We start from the raw sequence: 19,919 nt of genomic DNA on the forward strand, positions 1-19,919 counted from the left end.
CTCCTCAACCCTTTATTTCATTATTGATTGTATCCCAATGAATTATTATGAAGTTTTACTTTATTAAAAGAAGCTGGAAATTATTAAGTAATTCTTTAACATTGAAAAACCATCATGAAACATTTTCAAAATTCATGCCTTACATTCAATTTCCAAAATATTGTTCTTTAAAATTTATACAGGTCCATTTATTTTTTATCATTTTCTGTAAAGTAGCTATAACTATACTTAGTCCAAAATCACAATTCTCCAATAATTGTGTTTCATAATCACTAAATTTTTCATCTAAAATATTTTTATACATTGGATGAGCTATCTCAAGTTCACCATGTACAAATCTACTCCTTAAATTATAAAACTCTCTAATTTTTTTCTTGAACTTCTTTTTTCCATTTTCAGGAATACCCAAAAATAATTCAATTCTATCAACTAAAGTTCTACTAATTTGTCCCTTTAGAGTATCATAGAGAGCTTCTAATGCTGAAGATATCCATATTAGTTGAGTAGGAGAAACATACCCTTCTCTACAGATGTTTAATATTGAAAATAATGCACTTTCCGTACCATTCATTGCAATTTGCCTATCCGACAGTTTTAATTTTTTAATCCAATTCCAAACATTGAATAGATCCATTTTTTTATTTTTGGCCAGCCTTTATTTACACTTTCAATCCAGGCACTTTCTATTATTGAAGAAGAGTATGAATAAATCTCATAAGTTTCTGTTTCTTGTAAATTTCTACTATAACAATTGAATGAACCTGGGGTGCATAAATTCATTGTTAAAAAGATTTGATAAAAAGTATCTTCAATATAATTTAATAATACATTATCAATATTTTTATACTGTTCTTCAAAACTGTAATTACTAATTAAAGAAATTTCACATAATATATCAACAAACTTAGGATCAATTTTAATATTTTCAGATATATCTTCTTCAGTTATCTTCCCATTAATATAATCTTCAATTGTATAAAAATTTCGAAGTTAACGTTGTGTATTTAATACAAAACTATCCCAATTAATCTTCAAACTTAATTCTCCAATAACTACTTCTTGTTTTATTTCAGACAATATTTTAGGAACTTCATTCCATATCTCAATAAATTCTTTAGTTAATTCATTATGATCACCGTGATTTCTATCAAAGCTTGGAACTGTTATAACAAAATTCTTAATAATAGTTGACATGAATATACCCCTATTAATGTTTTTTTGAATTAATTCCAAAATGAGATAAGTTCTATCTTTTTACCTTATTTCTTGTTTTTTCTTAAGTACATTTTTAAAGACACTTTAAATATAGCACAAAATAACTACTTATCTAATATTCACCTGTAAAAATGTGGCGGAAATTCGTGAACGAAAGAATTTTCCAAAAAAAGATAACCTTACTTTGATATCCCTAAAAAACAAACAAAAAAAGCTGCCTCTGAAAAGCATCAGGGGCAGTACATATAGTTAATCAAGAAAGCCAAATCTATATAAGTTTTCTAAGTAAAATTGAAATTCATCATCTTTTATATCTTCTGGAATATCAGCAATTCCATTTTGGATTAGTGTACCTAATACTAAGGCATTTAAATATCTACTGATTTCTTCACTTCTATCTCTCACAATGAAGTTAGTAATGTATTTTCCATTTTTACTCTCTAAGAAAATATCTACTCTTCTACCTTCTTGTTCGTCAATTAAGAGATGGTTATAATTATGTTCTTTCTTTTTAACTTTTTTAAAGTCTAGTGGATTTTCTCTGTTATCTAAAATTTGTTCATTATGATACTTTTTCTCTTCAATTGAGAAGTTTTTATTTAGTATTTTTGGATCGTTAACTACAAAACATTTATATATCTTTGAGTATTCTAATTGATCATCATTAACCAGGTCCAAAACCTCAGTTTTCAAAAACTCTTCCGCTTTAAATTTTTTAATAATCAAGTCTTCGATTTGCTCTTTTGTAAAAGATAACTTAGCTTGTTGATTTAAGTATCTTTTATAGAGTTTCTCATAGTCTTGCATCTACTTTTACCTCCCTTATTTAACTGGACCACCATAAAAAGCATGAGCTTTTGGTGTTCTCTTATATGGATGCCAGTGATAATAATAACCTTTTCTTGGTTTTCCGTATCTAGTATCTACTTCATTTATAGGTTTACCACTTCGATTTGCTGCCGCGGCGACACCTTTTGCTTGATTACTAGACGTAGACCATGTATCTTTTTTAGATTTTATTCTTGCAACTGCTGCCGATTTACTCAATCCTTTACCAATGTAAACCCCACCTTTTTTTACAGTAGCCGCAAAATGATAATACTTCTTACTTTTTTTCGCGTGACTATCTAAAGTTAGGAATTACACAACCCTCATTTTGATAAAAGAAGAAAAAAAATCAAGGTATTTTGAGATTTACATTAAGAAGAAGCCAATACCAAATAGTTTTCATATCATTGGCAGGTACCAGGACATAGTGATTAATAGTCGTGAAACAATAGAAAAGCATAGAGAAATTTTTTTCATGAACTCTGCCACATCCTTAGACATTCAGGAATCCAAACAATTATGCCATCTGCTTTTAGAGAGCTACATGAATGGGACGCTAATCATTTTACTCAGTATGCAGCTATCCCTTATTACATGATTAAATACATTCCATTTAATGATATTGATGTAATTAAGCAAATGTCTGAGATGTTCAAGGTTTCTCCAGAACTATGTGAGGAGCGATTGAAGCAAATCTAAAGGAGAAATCAATTACATATTCAAAAGTCTAAAGTTTACCTTTAGCTATATTTTTTTGTTCACATAATTAAAGGAAGTTGTTTATAAAGGAAGTGATTAAATGAAAGCAGCTATTTACATACGTGTAAGTACTGTGGAACAAGCTACTGAAGGTTATTCTATCGTGCTCAAACTGACCGTCTTAAAGCCTATTGTGTGTCTCAGGGATGGGATACTTTCGAGATATACATTGATGATGGGTATAGTGCAAAAGATACGAACAGGCCTAATCTGAAACGAATGATGAAGCATATAGAAGAGAACCTAATTGACTGTGTATTGGTTTATCGTCTAGATCGCTTAACTTGATCGGTTAGAGACCTCTATAACATCTTAGAAACGTCTGATAAAAATGATTGCAAGTTCAAGTCAGCAACAGAAGTTTATGATACGACCACTGCTATGGGGAGAATGTTCATTACTATTGTAGCTGCATTAGCTCAGCGGGAACGGGAAAATACCGGTGAAAGGATTCCATGGGGATGGAACAAAAAGCTCGTGAGGGGCAATGGGTGATCAATCAAGCACCATATGGCTATGAGATAGATAAGGAGAATAAAACCCTTGTCATAAATGAAGAAGAGGCAAAGGTTGTAAAAAGAATTTATGATTTATACCTAAGTGGGAAAAGCATGAATTACATTGCGAGAGAATTTAATCGATTAAACATATTTACCAAGACTGATACCATCTGGAATGATTTTAAGGTTAAATATATTCTTTCTAACCCTTTATATAAGGGCACCATGAGATATAACTATAGAGTCAATAAAGAGAATTATTTTGAGGTTGAAGATTCTCATCCCGCAATCATACCAGCTGATACTTTCGAAAACGCAAATCGAATGAGAGAAAACAGAAGAATCGTTCATCCTAAGTCCGCTACCAGTAAGTTCATCTTTTCAGGAATAGCGAGATGTGGAAGGTGTGGATCTCCACTGGCAGGAAAATATGGATACTCTAAGAGAGGTAATAAAGAATATCATACTCAATCTTATTATTGTACAAGGCAAAAAGTTGGTGGATGCAATCAAAGGAAAATGTCTGAGCGATATATTGGGACACAATTCCTTAATTATCTTGACTCATTACAAATCAAACCAGATGTATCAGAAGATGTTACTAACCAGGAAGAACAATGATACTCAAGACAGATTGGACATACTCAATAAGGAACTAAAGGATATTGATAAACGTCGAAAGAAATGGCAATATGCATGGGTCAATGACATGATTAATGATGAGGACTTTTCTCTCCGAATGGAAGAAGAAAATAATAAAGAAGAAGATATTAATAAGCAGCTCTCTTCCCTCCAACCATCAAGCGAAAAAATAAATACTGAAGATCTTTCTGAAATCTTAAGGGATATAAAATCAAATTGGTACCAGCTCGACACTTTGGAGAAGAAAATGCTTCTACAGATGTTTACGAAAAAAATTGCCATTGATCGAGTGGGAAATCAAATTAAACCTGATTGTTTAGAGATAAAAGAAGTTCAATTTTTTTAGAGGACCATCACTGCATAGTTCTTTTATTATGACTGGGTGACCGGTAAGGCTAGCTCTAATGTCAATTTCAGCCGTTTCACGATCTCGAATTTCACCTACCATAATAATATCCGGGTCATGTCTTAAAATCTCTTTTAACCCTGTCGAATACGTGATTCCAGCTTTTTCATTCACTTGAACCTGGAGAAATTCTTCGTTTTGTTTTTCAACTGGATCTTCTAATGTAATCACATTTCTATTCAACTGTGCGGAACAATGTTGAACAAGCGTATAGAGAGTTGACGTTTTACCACTTCCTGTTGGGCCAGTAAAAATCATCAAACCGTGTGAATGCATTAAAAGCGCTAAAAGTTTATTGGCTGATGAAGGGTATAACGACATTTTCTGAATAGAAAGATTTAATTTTTGTGAAAGAATTCGAATGACGAGACTTTCTTTGGAATTGTCTAGAATGGAGAGTTGAAATTCGAAGTGAGACAGACTGATCATTTATTGATAGAGAATGAACCACTTTGGGGCTTTCTTTTTTCACCAATATCCAATAGGACATAAATTCAAAGTGAGAAATGCTTTCGCCTTCCTGGTCACAGATAATGGTATGAGGAGCAATGGTTCCTTGCTTTCTTAATTAAATCTGTCTTTCTTGGCAAAAAATGTACATCTGAGGAATCCAATAAAACGGCTTTCTTTAATAATTCTTCAGCAAGCTTTTCTATGGGAGGAATAACGCTCAAACACCACCTTTCTTTATTCTAATCCTTACTATTCGAAAGAAAAAATGAAATCCCTTTATTTTTTTGAAGATATTTGTATATTTTTCAAAAAATATGTCAAACTAAAAACTGTTAGTTCATCAATGGGCTATAGCCAAGCGGTAAGGCAACGGACTTTGACTCCGTCATGCGTTGGTTCGAATCCAGCTAGCCCAGTAAGAAATGTGGAGGCGTCTCGAACAGGCCCGACAAGCATAAGACGAGCCGCCAAGGAAGGGTGCCTTTTCCCTTCCTTGGCAACTCGAGCTGTACACGTAAAAAAGTTTCCTATCCTTCCCGATCAATGGATGATTGCTTAGAAAATAGGTTAAAATACTAAAAAAAGCGCCAACAATCACCTAATCGTCACAATCAGTTATTTACTTTTGATAGATTTTTCATATATAATATTGTTTGATGGACTGAGGGCGCAAAGGAGGGATACATAATGGATCGTATGTACAGAGTTTTAGGATTCTGGACTGGGATTTTTACAGTAATGTTCTATCTTGGTGATATGAAAATTACATCTCTAATTTTCCTAGGACAAACAGGATTTTTCGTGATGTTAAGCTATTTGAAATTATCTGAGCGTATGTATATTTATATTTTCGGTGCATATTTAACTGTCTTCTTTGCAGGTTTTACCTATTGGACGACCTTTATGATGACACCAGGTGCCGGTCATTAATAAAAAAACCCCTAAAAGCATTTTGCTTCAGGGGTTTTTTTATTTTCTTCAAAATCCATTTAGAAATGGATTTCCGTCCATTTCCCGTTCAATCGTAGTAGCTTCACCATGACCTGACAGCACTAGTGTTTCCTCAGGTAGTGTTAGTAATGTATCATGGATGCTATCAAGTAATTGTTGATGATTTCCACCTGGAAGGTCGGTGCGACCAATACTGCCACTAAATAATGTATCACCTGCAAATACAATACCTTCTTTTGGGTCATAATAAGAAAGACTTCCTGGTGAATGCCCTGGTGTTTTAAAAATATGGAAGTAGAAATCACCAATGACCAATTCCTTTTCATCAACAAGAATTTTCTCAGCTGGCTTCATTTTAAGGTGTTCTCCAATATTAAAGCGTTGAGAACCATTTAATGCAGGATCTAATAACCAATCTGCTTCCTTCTCATGAATATATAGTGGAATTTCATATTTATCTCTTACATCATCTACTGCACCAATATGATCAAAATGAGCATGTGTAAGAAGAATAGCCTTGGGTTTAATTGAGTTTTCTTCTAATAGGCGAATGAGACGCTCGCCCTCTCCACCTGGGTCAATAATGATACATTCCTTATGTTCATTCCATCTTAAATAACAGTTAGTTTGCAGTGGACCTAAAGGCAGCTGTTTCCACTTCATTTACAAACACCTCCTATATGTATATAATCATTGTATCATTTTATAATGGTAGAAGCATTCAGGGCTTAGGGTATGATTCTGAATAAAATAATATTAATGGAACAACATAAGATTGAATTGACAAACAAGTGTCAAACTTTTTTACCTCGACAAATTAAAAAAATAAATATAAAATAAATGTGAATGCATTTATCTACATATGATATAATCTTTACCTATAATAGGTTCAAAAGGGTTTAGGATGAAAGGAGTCTTACAATGGGATTTGTAATTATTACAGCATTAGTAACATTGCTTGCATTATTTGCAACTATTAGTTCCTTAAAAAACAAAAATTTATTAGGTGTTCTGTTTGCAGGCGGTTCTCTAGCAGTATTTGGCTGGTTTACGGTTATGACTGTACTTCACTCAGGTTATCCTGGAGGACACTAAAAAAGAGCCAAAACGGCTCTTTTTTTAATGTCCTTATTTTTCTAGCTTTTCATTAACAGCAGTCAGTTTATCTTCCATTTTCCTCTTTTTATCTCGACGGTCATCAATGCGTATATTTGTAGCTACCCGTTGAATCCCTTCCTGGAAAGGTGCTTCATGAATTTCCTTAATAACCTCTAATAAATCTGTTATATCGCCTTCAATAAGGGTGCTCATAGGCGTTAATTGAAACCGAATCTTTTCTTGTTCTTCATGTTTTTTTAATATTTTTTGTATTTCTGCTACATAGGTACTAACGCTTGGTGAATCAGTCCCTATTGGAATAACTGTTACATCTACAATCGCCAAAAATGTTCATCCTTTCTTAAATTGCACTAGTGGAATTAAAACTTTCTCTTTTAAATCAATGATTTTCTCAAATTGAAATCCAAATAAACAATAATTTTTAGAACAGCTTAATGGCTCATTATCTAAGCCCTCTAGAACCTTGCTTTCCTTTTGCGTTTTCACATTCCAAGAAGTGAGAGTGAACTTGTCATTATACGTATCGACAGTTCCACTGCTATTAGCTGCTAAAGTTAGAAAAACTTCACTTTCTTCTATCATATCATAATAAGGGATTAACCAATCTGAATAACGGCTAATAAGTGGAACGGTAAATTCTGCAGTTACCTCTCCTATTTCCGAGAAAAATTGATAGGTAGCTTTTCCATCTTCTTGGTTCTTCATAAATACCGAGAGTAATTCGTTACTAAACTTCTGAAAATGAATCGAGGAATCCACAATTTTGCTCTTTTCTTGATGATCATCGATATTTTGACTATAAATCGGTGCAGATATACTGATGGTGTCTTCACCCCAGTCCTGATACAAATAGCTATCAAGGGTGTGCCATTTGATAAATGGTTCTGGTGTTTGTATAGATTCTAATTCATTGTTACTTGTATTTAAAATATAGGTCTGATAGCTCCAATCCTCGGCAAAACTAACGATAAAGAGCAAATTATCATCGCTTTCATTCCAATTATAATAGATCTCCTTTGATGGAACATCTTGAGAAGCCAATGGATTTCCATCCATATCAATAATCGTAACCGTTGCCGAATAGGTCAGTGGAGCAGTATGAATCAACACACGTTCAGAACTTGGTGAAATTTTAGCATCTATAACAAGTTGATCGCTTTTGTAAATCGTTTTTGACTGACCTGTAAACACATTATATTTAGTAAGATGTGTTTGTTCTGCTACTTTATGTAGAAAGAGAATGTTCTCTTCATCCACCCATCCTACTATTTTTTGAAATGAGTTTTCACTGATTTCTAGAGGCAAGATTTCAGCTTCTGTTTGATCAGGTTCCTTTTTAATGTTTTCAATATCATTTTTTTGAGAAGGAGAAGCTTTAGAATTGGTACAACCAAATAGTATACAAGCGGTGATAAATAAAAGCATGAAACTAGCTATTCTATTTTTTTCCATACTTCCCCTCCCTTTTGAAAATCCTCGTTTATAATTAGTACGTTTGAACGAAAAAAATGTTTCAAAAATATTAAATATTATTAAAGAAATATGACAAATTTATTAAGGAGACTAGCTCCTTAGACTTATAAAAGTCTTTTCAAGCATAGTCTCCATTACTTAGGCGCAGATTTGATTGAATTTATTTTACTTCTTAATCCTCCAAAATACAATATAAATTTATTGATACATCGAAACAAGAAAAACCCCTAGAATATCTTGGTATATTTCATCAAATTGAGATAGGGGTAGTGGATTTATTCCTTTTCCTAATTCCATAGTAAAACCTGGTTTTTGGAATTCCTTAATAAACCAATCTTTGTATCCAGCATAACTATCTACGTAGCGCACAGACTCATAGCCACTGACTCTTGCAAATTCTTCTGCAAGTCGCTCTGATTCAGGTGGTTCAAGACCTTCATACCCCCAATAAAACTCTTTTCCTTGTGTATGCAGTGCAAGCATTCGATCAAATGGAGTCTCTCGTGCCAAATCTGCCATTGCTATCGCCTCAGGTTCAGACAATGGTTTATAGCCTGGGAAATCCCGTGGTGCGGGACTCTTCTCTTCTTTGCGTTCTTTTTCAATTTCCCACTTAGCAGGGTACTGATTATTTAAATCTACGCCATTAATATTAGCTTTCCAGCCTGTGAATTCCTCACTTCCCCGATTGATTTCAATTAAACGTTCCCTTATAGATGGGGGAGGACCTTGAAGCACTAAATCCACACCATCTGGATTGACCATCGGAACCAATGATAGTGATACAGAATTATATAAAGGTAAAGTTCGGACTCCTCTAATGGAACGATGGTTTGTTAACGACACCAGGTAGTCATTTAGAAATTTCATAATAATCGGTGTCGTAATCCATTCATTAGCATGAAATGAGCCATTAAAATGAACCTTCTTTACACCATTGCCAATAAGGATTTCTTGTATAGGTTGATTTAAAACACTTTTTCCAATTTCGTTTATCGTGATAAATGGATATACATTAGAAAGTCTTTTCAAATCGTTAGAAAGCTGTTCAGAACTATAGGCTTGTTTGGCAATTATTATTGGATTTGTTACTCTTATTGGAAGGAGCAGCGTTTTTCCAATACTTAGCAGGTTTGGGTCTACATTTGGATTTAATAAAAATATTGCATCAAGAGATAGATTCCGTTGTCGAGCGATCGTCCAAAAGGTATCACCCTTTTCCACCATATAGGGCACTGATTGAAATCCAGGAATTTCGATTTCCATACCAGGCATTAATGCATTCACATCTTGCTGCCGATTAGAATCTAATAACAATTGAAATGGAAGATAAAAGAGCTGACTGTAGTACCATAATGTGTCCCCTTTTCTTATCGTTACTTTCATCTAGAGCATCCCCCTACTATATTTTCTCTTACTACATGTATGTTTTGAAGGATAAAAGATGACAAAAAAGCTATCCCAAAACCAAGAAGTCGGGAACCAGTCATTAACGAGTAGTAGTTAAATTTCTGGTTTCCCGACTCCTATTGGGATAGCTTTTTTTATTCTTTACTATTTGCTTTATTTATCTCTTTCTCTTCTCCTTGATAAAAGCGAAGGAGATCACTGTATATAATCTTATCTGAATACTCTAGCTCTGTTGCAGCACGTTCTTTATATGGCTCACAGTACTTCATATCCGTTGGTTCTTCCGTTTCCTTATTATAACATTCATTTCCTGCATAGACATAATCCTCTGTAATGAAGCGTCCATCTCTAAGAATTGTAAATTGTTCATTTTCCTTAGAAAATAAATCTTCACCGAATTGAATATCGTTCTTTGTTTCAATTCCGAGTAGGTGCATCATTGTAGGTCTTAAGTCAATCTGACCAGAAACATCAGAAATAGTTTTTCCTTCCATCCCTGGAATATGAATAATGAGTGGTACCCTTTGTAATTGCGTACTTACAAATGGAGTAACTTTCTTATCAAGATATTTACTCATTGCTTGATTATGATTCTCTGAGATTCCATAGTTGTCCCCATACATTACAATGATAGAGTCTTCATAGAGTCCAGAATCTTTTAGATCTTGAATCAAGTTTTTTACGGCTTCATCCATATAACGTACCGTTTGGAAATAGCGATTTAAAGTACCTGAATTAGAATCATATTCACCAATCAACTTATCCTCTTCATCAAGAGTAAATGGATAATGATTCGTTAGAGTAATCATCTTCGTATAGAATGGTTGTTGCATTTCTTTCATGTGTTCAACAGATTGTTCAAAGAATGGAATATCCTTCATTCCCCAGTTAACCGAATTGTCTTCCGTTACTTCATAGTCTGTTATTGAATAGAAACGTTGATATTCTAAAGCATCGTACATAATATCACGGTTCCAGAAGCTCTTATTATTCGCATGCATGGTAGATGTGAAATAACCATTTTCATTTAGACGTTCTGTCATGGATTCAAATTCATTTCCAGAATGGGTGAAGAAAACAGCTCCCCGATTCAATGGATATAAGGAGTTATCCATAATGAATTCAGAGTCAGAAGTTTTCCCTTGCTGTGTTTGATGGTAAAAGTTCTCAAAGTAGAAGCTATCACCAATGAAATCGTTTAAGAATGGGGTAACCTCTTGCCCATTCATCGTATTATTAATAACAAAGCTTTGTAATGATTCTAATGACACTAAAATCAAATTTTTATCTTTTGCAATCCCAAACATGTCTTTGTTTGGTTCCACTTGATTGGCTCGAACATGGTTTTCGATTTCTGCAAGTTCGCTTCCATCTGCAAGCGCACGCTGCGCAGATGATTTTGACTGAAGAAAAACATCGTATATATGATAATTGTAAGTTCCAATATTCTTTACAAGGATCTCACGATCGAACGTCCTTGTTAAAAGTTGCGGTCTTTCAGCCTCAGCTAAACCTAAGTTAAAGAATGCAAGAGCGATAGCAACTAAGAAATAGGCTCTACGATTCATTCTACTAAAGGTTTTTATAGCGAACCAAGCAGGCTTCAGTTTTAATACAACTGCTAGAATGATAACGTCGATAAAAAAGAACATGTCTGTCCATTCAACAATCGCACTAGCACTTGATCCCAGATCACCAAAATTATTTGTTTGGAACAACACTGGTAAGGTTAAAAAGTCATCAAAGAAACGAAAGAAAACCACGTTTCCGTACAAAACTAAAGAAAGAATGAAACTTGTAATTAAAATGTATCTAGCTCTTCTCTTTTCACTTTTAAAAAATAAGCTTAACCCTAAAATGAATAGAATAAAACTCAATGGGTTAATGAATAATATCAATTCCTGCATAAAATTTTCAGTTTCAATATCAAAGCTAGTTTGATAGACGATATAAGTTTTTAACCAAAGTAGCACACTTGCTAACAAAATAAGTGAAACCTTTGGCCACTTGAACTTCTTCATTTACTAGTACCTCCTTGTTACAAATTTCGTAACAAATCTCATTTGGAATTATTTTCATATTTTTTACATAATTAGGTGTTTCGAAAATCAATCAAAGTATATCTTAATACTTTTTTTACAAAAGGTCAAACGTCAATTAATATTAGTTAGATAGAATAGTAATTTCAATGGTATTCACTTACCCTATATATTAGACGATTTAATCGAAAAAAAGTTTCAATCTCTTTACATTAAATTAAAATAAGTCGATCTACACAGAATTTCACTAGGTGAAAAGAACCTACGGATCAATAATAATTGGGACTTTTAATTGGATATCAAATAAAATAAGGTTGACCATCTTTAAGGTCAACCTTATTTACATTATTTTAATTTGTTTTTAACAAGCCAAGCAGCTCCGATTACCCCTGCATCATTTCCTAATGTAGCAATGGATATTTTCGTTGAATTGGCAACAGTTGAAAAAGCATATTCTTTAAATCTGTCCACTACTCCCTTTAAGAGAATATCACCAGCACGGGAAACGCCTCCACCCAAGACAATCTTCTCTGGATTTAGTGCGCTACCTAGGTTAGCGATGGCAATCCCTAAATAAAATGCAAGCTTGTTCACCACTTGTTTAGCTAAAGCGTCTCCTGTACGTGCAGCATCAAAGACATCCTTCGCAGTTAATGATGTTTTTACCTCTTTAAGGATGGATTTATGAGATGAATCGTTGAGTGCCTCCAGTGCTAATCGAACGACACCAGTGGCAGATGCCACAGTCTCTAAGCATCCACTCTTTCCACAGTTACAAGGATAGCCACCATCAGGCACAACCGTAATATGACCAATTTCACCAGCTGCACCTCTAGTTCCATGGATAATATCCCCATTCGCGATAACTCCGCCTCCAACACCCGTTCCAAGGGTGACACAGATAATATCTTTTGCGCCATCACCAGCACCTTTCCACATTTCCCCTAATGCTGCACAATTCGCATCATTATCAATAACAGCAGAAAGGCCCGTTTCAACTTCTAATAAATCCTTTAAAGGCATATTCTTGTCCCATCCAAGATTTACTGCTTCATAGATGATCCCTTTGACCATGTCTACTGGGCCAGGAGCCCCCATCCCAATACCCATTAGCTTTGACTTTGGCTGATCCAGCTCACTTAGCTTCTGGTCAATAGCCTTTGCAATATTGATAATAATATTTTTACCGTTATCAGATTTATCCGTAGGAATCTCCCATTTGTGTAGGAGTTCTCCATATAAATTTAAAAAAGCAATCTTTGTCGTGGTTCCTCCAAGATCTACACCAACCAACCATTTTTCTGACATGCTCATCCACCCTATTTTTTTTGTTTTTCTAGCTCTTTTTGTATTTCATGTCTCAACAGAAAAAGAGCCATTTGAAATTCTTTTGGCTCTAGTAGTTGAGACTGATACAGATCCTTTACCTCTGATTCCATCAATTGAAGATCAGATAGTCGATGACCAACATAAATCATTGTGCCGTATTGTTTTAAGAGCTGCTGAATATCATAAATCGTTTTCATTTTTTACCACCGGCTTTCAAGCATCAATTCACCTTTAAAGTATAAAATAAAAACAGCATCTAAACAAGAATAGGATGGAACGATTGATTACCGATCTGGATCTTTAGGGTGTAAATATCTAGCTCTCCTGTTTTTTAGTGGCATTGGAGTGCGTATAAATACATCACGAAACGCTCTGAAATTAAATGGAATGAATGGCCACATATAAGGGACATCGAAGGATTTAATTCTGCAGAGATAAACCATCCAAACGAATACTCCAATGACGAACCCATAAACACCAAATAGAGCAGTCGAAATTAATAAGACTATGCGAATAATACGATTCGCTAAACTCATTTCATAGCTTGGTGTTGCAAAGGTTCCAATAGCTACGATTGCAAGGTACAACACCACTTCATTGACGAAAAGCCCTACCTCAACGGCAACTTGTCCGATCATCAGTGCAGCAACTAACCCTAATGCTGTAGCTAAAGAAGAGGGTGTATGAATCGCAGCCATCCTTAACATATCAATCCCGGCTTCAATAATCAGGAATTGGAAGATCAGTGGAATTTCTCCAGTCTCGTTCGGACCAATAAATTGAAAATTAGATGGCAATAACTCTGGTTGCATAGCAAATAAAAAATATAATGGTAAAAGAAAAATCGACGCCCATACTGCTAAAAAACGAACAAATCGAAAATAAGCCCCTACTAATGGTTTATTTCGGTATTCTTCAGCATGTTGTAGGTGATGCCAAAAGGTTGTGGGTGTAATCATCACACTTGGCGATCCATCAACCATAATACAAACATGCCCGTCATATAAATGTGCTGCTGCAGTATCTGGTCTCTCTGTATAGCGAACCATTGGATAAGGGTTCCAGTGCCGCCCTGAAATAAACTCTTCCAACGTTTTTTCCGCCATCGGCAGGGCATCAGTGTCAATTTTCTCTAATGAATCTTTAATCTTTTTAACTAATTTTGGATCAGCTATATCCTCTAAATAGCAAACTACTATATCCGTTTTCGACCTACGTCCAATTTGCATATATTCCATTCTTAAGGACCGATCACGAATTCTTCTTCTCGTTAAAGCAGTATTAAAAACAATCGTTTCAACAAACCCGTCTCTAGACCCCCGAACAACCCTCTCAAGGTCTGGTTCTTCTGGACCTCGTACCGGATATGTACGTGCATCAATAATAATTACCTCATCTATACCATCTACAACAAGTGCAGTTGGACCAGATAATACCTTATCAACAACACTATGTAATTCATCTGTCTTCTCAATTTCTATATATGGGATATACGTTTTTAATAGCTTTTCTATCGTATTTCCATCTAACTGCTCTTCTTCTAAATCCGCCAAAAGCTTCATAATAAAGTGCATAATATCGTCTTTAACAAATCCATCTATTAAAAACATCGCCATATTTCTGCCTGCATAATGCAAATCTAACTGAATGACATCAAAGCTTTTATCTACTGCTAGGACATCTTTTAAGAAATTTATATTTTCATTTATATTTTTAGAAACTGGTTTTTTATTTTGATCTCCCATAGCCAATCTCACTCCATTCATCTATCTTCCATCCTAGACATCAACCCTTAAAAACATACTTATAATTCATAAAATGACAGCTTGTTTCATAGAATGGTTCCAAACAATCTATCTAAGAAACTGGGGTGAGAAAATTATGAAGGAAAAAATAAAGGTATTACTCCCGGTGATTTCTTTTCTTTCAATCGTAATCATTGCCAGTCTAATGATTTATAAACCGTTAGCAAAAGAAAGTATAATCTTCTTTCCTATAGATGATAAAGCTTTCTATAAATCCGCTAAAACTAATATTAACTTAGAAGATATCAAGAAGAAGCCTTATCAAATTGATTGGAAAATATCTTCAACTTTGAGTCAGGTTGCTTACTTACGCCAAGATATAAGCTTTTTATTTATGAATGGTATACTGAAAGCGAAGATGAGTAAATGGGAGCAAAACACAGATGAAATCATTGAAGAAAAAACAGTAGAAGGGAAAGAGAGCAGTCTCATAGAAGCGATTTCTTTCCATTATTCAGAGATACATGAAACAGAGGATGACATTACAAGTTCTCAAAAGATGTCAGAAGACCAATTATATGTTATTGACTCTAACTTTCATCCGTTGACAACTTTCCAAAAACCTAGTAATAAAAATGAAGAAGAATGGAAATCAACTTTAGATCGAGTCACCAAACAACAACTCGATTATTCTTGGAATAAAGTGATTATGGAAAACCAAATCGATTTAAATCAATATATCCAAATGCCATTAACGGCACTTTCATCATACAATGACTCACCCTTAAATGGATTCACTCCTGAGCAGTGGAAATTTGTTGTGGGCAATTTATGGGAAGGATTATATAAAAACTACTTTCTTGGCATAAAAAAGCAGGATGGCACTGTTGTCGAATCAGTTGGAAGTACTATCCCACTCTTACTATTTCATAAAAACAAAAAGGAATTACTTGTCATAACTACCACAAAAGATGGAGAATCGGTGCTGTTAAAACAAGCTTTACCTTTTTAAATTAGATTGTTTTTGCAAACATTGTTGTTATTTGAAAAAGGGTTGGTTGCAGCGAAAGGATGTTCGTTTTCCGCGTGGCGGGCAGTGAGCCTCCTCGTCACCTTGCTCCTGCTAAGGTCTCACCTGTCCCGCTTCTCCCGCAGGTGTCTCGCACCTGCAGCAAAGACCAACCTTTTTACAAAAATTATGTTCTTAAAACAACACTCTTTTAGAAAACTGTCTTAAAACAAGTCGAAGGTATTATAAATAAAGCAATTGAGAAAACAGCCCATTTTAAAGTTGTTCTTCTAGTCTATCAACTAGTTGTTGATAGCTTTTTTCTTTTGGGTTTAATTCTAAAGCTTTTTTTGCATGGGTTAATGCCGTTTTTAGATCTGCCTTGTCACCCAGGACTAATGCTAAATTATAATGGGCTTCATGGAATTCAGGTTCGATTTCAATTGCTTTCCGTAAGTGCGTTTCGGCATTATTAATATCACCTTGCTTTATTTCCACATAAGAAAGCAGAAAATATGTTTGCGCATTCGGCTCCCCATCTTTAACTACTTCAGAAAGCATCGAGGCAGCTTCTTCAAAATCCTGATCCTCGATTCTTTGCTGGGCAAGTCCGTTAATAGTCTCTGAATTCAGAGATCTGCCAAACCCTCCAAAGCCTACAAAAAGAGATGCACTTACGATGGCGGCACTTAAAAACATATAAAGGATTTGTGAAAGCCATTTCTTCTTCTTTGGAAAGTGAACAATACCTGTTGCTAGAAAGCCGCCAATTAGACCACCTATATGTCCAGCATTGTCAATTCCGGGAATCGTAAATCCTAGAATTAGATTCAAAATAATGACTGCAATGACGTTCATTCCCATAGTACGAAAAAAAGTACCTGGGTGTGTAGCCCCAAAATATAATAATGCCCCAAAACAGCCAAAGATTGCACCGCTTGCACCCGCGGAAAGGTTAGAGGTAAATACGAAACTCCCGAGTGTCCCGGTAATTCCAGAGAAAAGGTAGATGAATAGAAACCGTCCTCGCCCATAAATTCTTTCCACTGCACTACCAAGAAAATAGAGAGCTAATGTATTCATGAGTAAATGTAAGAATCCAATATGGAGAAAGATTGGCGTAATGAACCTCCACCACTCACCATCAAGGATCAGCGGGTTATACTTTGCACCATACTTGATTAAAGTTTCTGGATTTTGACTTCCACCATTCATCTCTAAGAGTCCGAAGATGATTAACTGAACAACAATAAAGAAATTCGTAAAAAAGGGTTTCCCATTTTTAAATAGTGAGCGTTCTTTTTCAACTTGTTTGCTCGCATTTGTAAGGACCATTTCCTTTAATACTTGGACTTCAGTGTCACTATATTCTTCTTTTAGGCTCCACATACCCTTTGTATCATCAATTAGTGAAAGAAAACCTTCTGTTCTTGATTGCCCATTCGATTCATCAATTAGATACGAGTGTACGTCCGTTCTCTTTGTATTAGGAAATACATATGGCTCCCTAAAAAAATGTTCGTAATCATCCACTGGCGGATATTGACTAACATAAACATTTGTAACAGATAGATTCCTTTTCCCAAAGCTCTTTCTGATTTTTTCAGCATTAAGTGAGGTTAATTCTATATCCCTCTTCACCCAATTACCCCAATCCAAATCGTATCGAAGTAACCGAATCAGCGGCGCTTTCTTTTCTGAAAAATTCTCCAACCAAAGCTCCTGATGATTGCTAGACAGTGTAATGATTCGATATTTCTTTTCAACTACGAGAGCATATGCGATTCTCCAAAATAAATAATTCAACCGAAAATTCACTTTATCCTCCACTTTCTTCTAAGTCAATTATATTTATTACTATACTGATGCACTAACTAAAATGAAAGTAAATAGGTACTAAATCAAGATATTCAAACGATCAGAAATGTTACCAACGTCATAAATTAATGAATATCATTTCTTCTATAATAAGGATAAAAAAGCAAATACTTCACAAAATAAAAGTAGGAGGTTGATATATGATGAATGGATTATTAAAATGGCTTACAGTTGGAACATTTCTCTATATGTGTTATCGTAATCGCTATCGTTTATTAAATGTATTACTTGGTAATTTTTATATTCGAAAGGCAGTCGTGGGGGCTTCGATGAAAATCCCTGGAGTCCGTTCCCTATTTCTTCAGAGCTCATTTCGTTCGTAAGAGGGTTGTTAGTAAGAGATTGGAACCACTATGCTTTTCCATATAGGAGATGTCCCTAAAGATTTCTTCTATATATTTAAGTTGTGGTTCCTGACATCTTTTTATTGGACAGTGCCTCTTCTTTTTCACTAATAAATGATTAAGACGAACAGTCCTGGCAATGTACAAGCTACAAAATTAACTACTTCATTATTTACAGGTACGATGCCTTTTACTTTCTCCGTTGAAAAAGAACAATGATTTGTTGCTTCCGTTCTCATTCCACAACGACAACATTGATACTCGACTTGAACGGAAGCCCCAAGCATTGTGTCCACTATACTTCCAAGAAACCCTAACGATGATAGGATGATGATCTCATCAATCGTCATAGATGGAGCCATTATGTATGAAAACAAGATAATAACAATAGAACCTAGTAGACTGGATAACGTTCCTACCAATGAAATGGCCCCTGAGGTACCTTTCTCTACTCTCTTAAGAGTTCTAAGAGAAAATGGTTTTCCTTTACTTAATGGACCGATTTCAGAAGCCCATGTATCAGAGTTGGCGGCTGCTATAGAGACTAGAAAAGCAAAAAAGAAGCTAGATTCATTTGTTCCCATATAAAGAATGGAAAAAATGGCAGCGGGACCACCGTTTGCAAATACTTGCTGCCAATCACGCTTAGAGGTTTTCGCTAATTTCTGGTCGATCGCATGCTTCTGCCCCTTTTTGAATCTTGACCAAAAGCTAGAAGAAACAAAAAACACCCCTAAAATAATCAACCCATCCCAGCCGAAAGCAGCACCAATGACTATCCCTACAACAGAAGCTGAGAACGCACCAGATAAAGAAAGATTGGATGAATACCAGCCTAAAGCGCTAATCAAGACAATAAATATATAGAGAACTGGTGTAAATTCATTCACAGGAGATATCCTCTGCTTCTGATAAAATTGACTGAACAGGAAGATCGAAGGATTCAATCGGAATAGATTCAACGACCTGCTCCTTAAAGGCGAGTGAGACTGTGCTTCCACGGTAGTTTTCTAAAAAACGATCATAGTACCCGCCCCCAAAGCCTAAACGATATCCGTGTCGTGTAAAGGCGAGACCTGGTACAATGACTAAATCCATCTCATCAGAGGTTACACTTACAGTTTTAGATGGGATTGGTTCAAGTAAGCCGAAATAAACCTTTTCAAGTTGAGTAAATGAAGTAATGGTACGAAAATCCATTGTTTTATCTGAAGAAATACATTTGGGAACAGCTATTTGTTTATTTTCTTCCCAGCCTCTTTTCACTATATCCCATGTATGAACCTCAGGAAAGTTTGAAATCGTAAGGCTAATCACATTGCTTTTTTTCCATTGATTGGACGCGAATAACCTTCTTGTTATTTCATATGACTTCTGCTCGTATTCCTGTTTAGACATGGAAGACATGAGCTTGATTTGCGCTTCTCTAAATTGTTTTTTATTCATAAGTTCAACCTGCTTTCTGACATCGTTTCATATCATTTCGTCTTCATGTTCAAATATCCCTTTTTAAATGGCTGTTTTCTATAGGTTATTTTTTTTTAAGAACATAAGTTTTTATAAAAAGGTTGGTTGGAGTGGAAACCAACCCCTTTTTTTATGACAACATGTTTACGAGAAAACAACAAAAAAAGCAGCGGAGATAATCCAGCTGCTTACTTTGTTTCGCGATGTAATGTTACACGTTTTAATTTAGGGCAATATTTTTTAAGCTCTAAACGATCAGGGTTGTTACGTTTATTTTTTGTAGTAATATAATTACGCTCACCTGTTTCAGTGCAAGCTAAAGTAATGTTTACACGCATCGTTATATCCCTCC

General features: G+C 34.9%; 24 protein-coding genes, 1 tRNA gene and 1 pseudogene. 9 read left to right on the plus strand and 17 right to left on the minus strand.

Annotation, left to right across the window (positions count from 1 at the left end; genetic code table 11):
- Window positions 1–145 precede the first annotated feature (145 nt).
- The 4 genes from JOC86_RS05700 to JOC86_RS05715 all read right to left on the minus strand — a co-directional run bounded on the left by JOC86_RS05700 (window position 146) and on the right by JOC86_RS05715 (window position 2,262).
- Window positions 146–634, minus strand: a complete 489-nt coding sequence (locus JOC86_RS05700; RefSeq protein ID WP_205168838.1) for a HEPN domain-containing protein — start codon at window positions 632–634, stop codon at window positions 146–148.
- 356 nt (window positions 635–990) lie between these two features.
- A complete protein-coding gene (locus tag JOC86_RS05705; RefSeq protein ID WP_205168840.1) occupies window positions 991–1,194 on the minus strand; it encodes a hypothetical protein in 204 nt (67 codons plus the stop codon).
- A gap of 270 nt (window positions 1,195–1,464) precedes the next feature.
- Window positions 1,465–2,022, minus strand: a complete 558-nt coding sequence (locus tag JOC86_RS05710; protein WP_205168842.1) for a hypothetical protein — start codon at window positions 2,020–2,022, stop codon at window positions 1,465–1,467.
- A 15-nt stretch (window positions 2,023–2,037) separates the two neighbouring features.
- The gene (locus JOC86_RS05715; RefSeq protein ID WP_205168844.1) at window positions 2,038–2,262 is read right to left on the minus strand and encodes a hypothetical protein; all 225 of its coding nucleotides are present in this window, start codon (window positions 2,260–2,262) and stop codon (window positions 2,038–2,040) included.
- Between the two features lie 300 nt (window positions 2,263–2,562).
- Here JOC86_RS05715 and JOC86_RS24630 point away from each other — a divergent pair, with 300 nt between their 5' ends.
- The 4 genes and pseudogenes from JOC86_RS24630 (at window position 2,563) to JOC86_RS05740 (ending at window position 4,290) form a co-directional block, all read left to right on the plus strand.
- Window positions 2,563–2,742, plus strand: a complete 180-nt coding sequence (locus tag JOC86_RS24630; protein WP_239587396.1) for a M78 family metallopeptidase domain-containing protein — start codon at window positions 2,563–2,565, stop codon at window positions 2,740–2,742.
- A gap of 195 nt (window positions 2,743–2,937) precedes the next feature.
- Window positions 2,938–3,297, plus strand: a pseudogene (locus JOC86_RS25280) (recombinase family protein).
- Complete coding sequence (locus JOC86_RS05735) at window positions 3,264–3,923, plus strand: recombinase family protein (RefSeq protein ID WP_205168848.1); 660 nt, start codon at window positions 3,264–3,266, stop codon at window positions 3,921–3,923. The pseudogene JOC86_RS25280 and the gene JOC86_RS05735 overlap by 34 nt, the downstream one beginning before the upstream one ends.
- A gap of 13 nt (window positions 3,924–3,936) precedes the next feature.
- Entirely contained in the window at window positions 3,937–4,290 is a 354-nt protein-coding gene (locus tag JOC86_RS05740) for a hypothetical protein (protein ID WP_205168850.1), read from the plus strand.
- Here JOC86_RS05740 and JOC86_RS05745 read toward each other — a convergent pair.
- Entirely contained in the window at window positions 4,261–4,779 is a 519-nt protein-coding gene (locus tag JOC86_RS05745) for an ATPase, T2SS/T4P/T4SS family (protein WP_239587397.1), read from the minus strand. The two genes, JOC86_RS05740 and JOC86_RS05745, sit on opposite strands and share 30 nt — an antisense overlap.
- A gap of 368 nt (window positions 4,780–5,147) precedes the next feature.
- On the opposite strand from JOC86_RS05745, the gene JOC86_RS05750 reads away from it, so the two are divergent.
- Window positions 5,148–5,219, plus strand: a tRNA-Gln gene (locus tag JOC86_RS05750).
- A 271-nt stretch (window positions 5,220–5,490) separates the two neighbouring features.
- Window positions 5,491–5,733: a DUF2626 domain-containing protein gene (locus tag JOC86_RS05755; protein ID WP_205168852.1), complete on the plus strand. Its 243-nt coding sequence runs from the start codon at window positions 5,491–5,493 to the stop codon at window positions 5,731–5,733.
- A gap of 48 nt (window positions 5,734–5,781) precedes the next feature.
- Here the strand turns inward: JOC86_RS05755 and JOC86_RS05760 are convergent, their stop codons facing one another.
- Window positions 5,782–6,417: an MBL fold metallo-hydrolase gene (locus tag JOC86_RS05760; RefSeq protein ID WP_205168854.1), complete on the minus strand. Its 636-nt coding sequence runs from the start codon at window positions 6,415–6,417 to the stop codon at window positions 5,782–5,784.
- Window positions 6,418–6,675: 258 nt separating this feature from the next.
- Between JOC86_RS05760 and JOC86_RS05765 the strand changes: the two genes are divergently transcribed.
- On the plus strand, window positions 6,676–6,849 hold the full coding sequence (locus JOC86_RS05765) for a DUF2759 domain-containing protein (protein ID WP_205168856.1): 174 nt from the start codon (window positions 6,676–6,678) through the stop codon (window positions 6,847–6,849).
- A gap of 33 nt (window positions 6,850–6,882) precedes the next feature.
- Here the strand turns inward: JOC86_RS05765 and JOC86_RS05770 are convergent, their stop codons facing one another.
- The 7 genes from JOC86_RS05770 to JOC86_RS05800 all read right to left on the minus strand — a co-directional run bounded on the left by JOC86_RS05770 (window position 6,883) and on the right by JOC86_RS05800 (window position 14,869).
- Window positions 6,883–7,197: an MTH1187 family thiamine-binding protein gene (locus tag JOC86_RS05770; RefSeq protein ID WP_205168858.1), complete on the minus strand. Its 315-nt coding sequence runs from the start codon at window positions 7,195–7,197 to the stop codon at window positions 6,883–6,885.
- Between the two features lie 6 nt (window positions 7,198–7,203).
- The gene (locus JOC86_RS05775) at window positions 7,204–8,325 is read right to left on the minus strand and encodes a YqgU-like beta propeller domain-containing protein (protein WP_205168860.1); all 1,122 of its coding nucleotides are present in this window, start codon (window positions 8,323–8,325) and stop codon (window positions 7,204–7,206) included.
- Between the two features lie 219 nt (window positions 8,326–8,544).
- Complete coding sequence (locus tag JOC86_RS05780; RefSeq protein WP_205168870.1) at window positions 8,545–9,732, minus strand: M14 family metallopeptidase; 1,188 nt, start codon at window positions 9,730–9,732, stop codon at window positions 8,545–8,547.
- A gap of 158 nt (window positions 9,733–9,890) precedes the next feature.
- Window positions 9,891–11,777 carry an LTA synthase family protein gene (locus tag JOC86_RS05785; RefSeq protein ID WP_205168872.1) on the minus strand — a complete coding sequence of 629 codons (1,887 nt, stop codon included), beginning with the start codon at window positions 11,775–11,777 and terminating at the stop codon, window positions 9,891–9,893.
- A 363-nt stretch (window positions 11,778–12,140) separates the two neighbouring features.
- The gene (locus JOC86_RS05790) at window positions 12,141–13,103 is read right to left on the minus strand and encodes an ROK family glucokinase (RefSeq protein WP_205168881.1); all 963 of its coding nucleotides are present in this window, start codon (window positions 13,101–13,103) and stop codon (window positions 12,141–12,143) included.
- Window positions 13,104–13,114: 11 nt separating this feature from the next.
- Complete coding sequence (locus tag JOC86_RS05795) at window positions 13,115–13,321, minus strand: YqgQ family protein (protein WP_205168883.1); 207 nt, start codon at window positions 13,319–13,321, stop codon at window positions 13,115–13,117.
- A gap of 87 nt (window positions 13,322–13,408) precedes the next feature.
- Window positions 13,409–14,869: a spore germination protein gene (locus JOC86_RS05800; RefSeq protein WP_205170155.1), complete on the minus strand. Its 1,461-nt coding sequence runs from the start codon at window positions 14,867–14,869 to the stop codon at window positions 13,409–13,411.
- Window positions 14,870–15,005: 136 nt separating this feature from the next.
- Here JOC86_RS05800 and JOC86_RS05805 point away from each other — a divergent pair, with 136 nt between their 5' ends.
- Entirely contained in the window at window positions 15,006–15,881 is an 876-nt protein-coding gene (locus JOC86_RS05805; protein WP_205168885.1) for a hypothetical protein, read from the plus strand.
- A 273-nt stretch (window positions 15,882–16,154) separates the two neighbouring features.
- Here the strand turns inward: JOC86_RS05805 and JOC86_RS05810 are convergent, their stop codons facing one another.
- Window positions 16,155–17,696, minus strand: a complete 1,542-nt coding sequence (locus tag JOC86_RS05810; RefSeq protein WP_205168894.1) for a rhomboid family intramembrane serine protease — start codon at window positions 17,694–17,696, stop codon at window positions 16,155–16,157.
- 203 nt (window positions 17,697–17,899) lie between these two features.
- Here JOC86_RS05810 and JOC86_RS05815 point away from each other — a divergent pair, with 203 nt between their 5' ends.
- The gene (locus JOC86_RS05815) at window positions 17,900–18,079 is read left to right on the plus strand and encodes a hypothetical protein (RefSeq protein ID WP_205168896.1); all 180 of its coding nucleotides are present in this window, start codon (window positions 17,900–17,902) and stop codon (window positions 18,077–18,079) included.
- A gap of 128 nt (window positions 18,080–18,207) precedes the next feature.
- On the opposite strand, the gene JOC86_RS05820 is transcribed toward JOC86_RS05815, so the two are convergent.
- From JOC86_RS05820 to rpmG, 3 genes are all read right to left on the minus strand, one after another.
- The gene (locus JOC86_RS05820; protein WP_205168898.1) at window positions 18,208–18,990 is read right to left on the minus strand and encodes a DUF92 domain-containing protein; all 783 of its coding nucleotides are present in this window, start codon (window positions 18,988–18,990) and stop codon (window positions 18,208–18,210) included.
- Window positions 18,983–19,546, minus strand: coding sequence for a 5-formyltetrahydrofolate cyclo-ligase (locus tag JOC86_RS05825; protein WP_205168901.1), 564 nt, complete (start codon window positions 19,544–19,546; stop codon window positions 18,983–18,985). The genes JOC86_RS05820 and JOC86_RS05825 overlap by 8 nt, the downstream gene beginning before the upstream one ends.
- A gap of 209 nt (window positions 19,547–19,755) precedes the next feature.
- Window positions 19,756–19,905, minus strand: a complete 150-nt coding sequence (gene rpmG, locus JOC86_RS05830) for a 50S ribosomal protein L33 (protein ID WP_064091498.1) — start codon at window positions 19,903–19,905, stop codon at window positions 19,756–19,758.
- Window positions 19,906–19,919: the final 14 nt, after the last annotated feature.

It is taken from the genome of Rossellomorea pakistanensis (assembly GCF_016908495.1).
Lineage (GTDB): Bacteria > Bacillota > Bacilli > Bacillales > Bacillaceae_B > Rossellomorea > Rossellomorea pakistanensis.

Excerpts from the sequence above, each read along its gene's own strand:
- JOC86_RS05700 (WP_205168838.1), bottom strand. The coding sequence starts at position 634 with ATGGATCTATTCAATGTTTGGAATTGGATTAAAAAATTAAAACTGTCG.
- JOC86_RS05705 (WP_205168840.1), bottom strand. The coding sequence starts at position 1,194 with ATGTCAACTATTATTAAGAATTTTGTTATAACAGTTCCAAGCTTTGAT.
- JOC86_RS05710 (WP_205168842.1), bottom strand. The coding sequence starts at position 2,022 with ATGCAAGACTATGAGAAACTCTATAAAAGATACTTAAATCAACAAGCT.
- JOC86_RS24630 (WP_239587396.1), top strand. The coding sequence starts at position 2,563 with ATGCCATCTGCTTTTAGAGAGCTACATGAATGGGACGCTAATCATTTT.
- JOC86_RS05735 (WP_205168848.1), top strand. The coding sequence starts at position 3,264 with ATGGAACAAAAAGCTCGTGAGGGGCAATGGGTGATCAATCAAGCACCA.
- JOC86_RS05745 (WP_239587397.1), bottom strand. The coding sequence starts at position 4,779 with ATGATCAGTCTGTCTCACTTCGAATTTCAACTCTCCATTCTAGACAAT.
- JOC86_RS05755 (WP_205168852.1), top strand. The coding sequence starts at position 5,491 with ATGGATCGTATGTACAGAGTTTTAGGATTCTGGACTGGGATTTTTACA.
- JOC86_RS05760 (WP_205168854.1), bottom strand. The coding sequence starts at position 6,417 with ATGAAGTGGAAACAGCTGCCTTTAGGTCCACTGCAAACTAACTGTTAT.
- JOC86_RS05765 (WP_205168856.1), top strand. The coding sequence starts at position 6,676 with ATGGGATTTGTAATTATTACAGCATTAGTAACATTGCTTGCATTATTT.
- JOC86_RS05775 (WP_205168860.1), bottom strand. The coding sequence starts at position 8,325 with ATGGAAAAAAATAGAATAGCTAGTTTCATGCTTTTATTTATCACCGCT.
- JOC86_RS05780 (WP_205168870.1), bottom strand. The coding sequence starts at position 9,732 with ATGAAAGTAACGATAAGAAAAGGGGACACATTATGGTACTACAGTCAG.
- JOC86_RS05785 (WP_205168872.1), bottom strand. The coding sequence starts at position 11,777 with ATGAAGAAGTTCAAGTGGCCAAAGGTTTCACTTATTTTGTTAGCAAGT.
- JOC86_RS05790 (WP_205168881.1), bottom strand. The coding sequence starts at position 13,103 with ATGTCAGAAAAATGGTTGGTTGGTGTAGATCTTGGAGGAACCACGACA.
- JOC86_RS05795 (WP_205168883.1), bottom strand. The coding sequence starts at position 13,321 with ATGAAAACGATTTATGATATTCAGCAGCTCTTAAAACAATACGGCACA.
- JOC86_RS05800 (WP_205170155.1), bottom strand. The coding sequence starts at position 14,869 with ATGGGAGATCAAAATAAAAAACCAGTTTCTAAAAATATAAATGAAAAT.
- JOC86_RS05805 (WP_205168885.1), top strand. The coding sequence starts at position 15,006 with ATGAAGGAAAAAATAAAGGTATTACTCCCGGTGATTTCTTTTCTTTCA.
- JOC86_RS05815 (WP_205168896.1), top strand. The coding sequence starts at position 17,900 with ATGAATGGATTATTAAAATGGCTTACAGTTGGAACATTTCTCTATATG.
- JOC86_RS05825 (WP_205168901.1), bottom strand. The coding sequence starts at position 19,546 with ATGAATAAAAAACAATTTAGAGAAGCGCAAATCAAGCTCATGTCTTCC.
- rpmG (WP_064091498.1), bottom strand. The coding sequence starts at position 19,905 with ATGCGTGTAAACATTACTTTAGCTTGCACTGAAACAGGTGAGCGTAAT.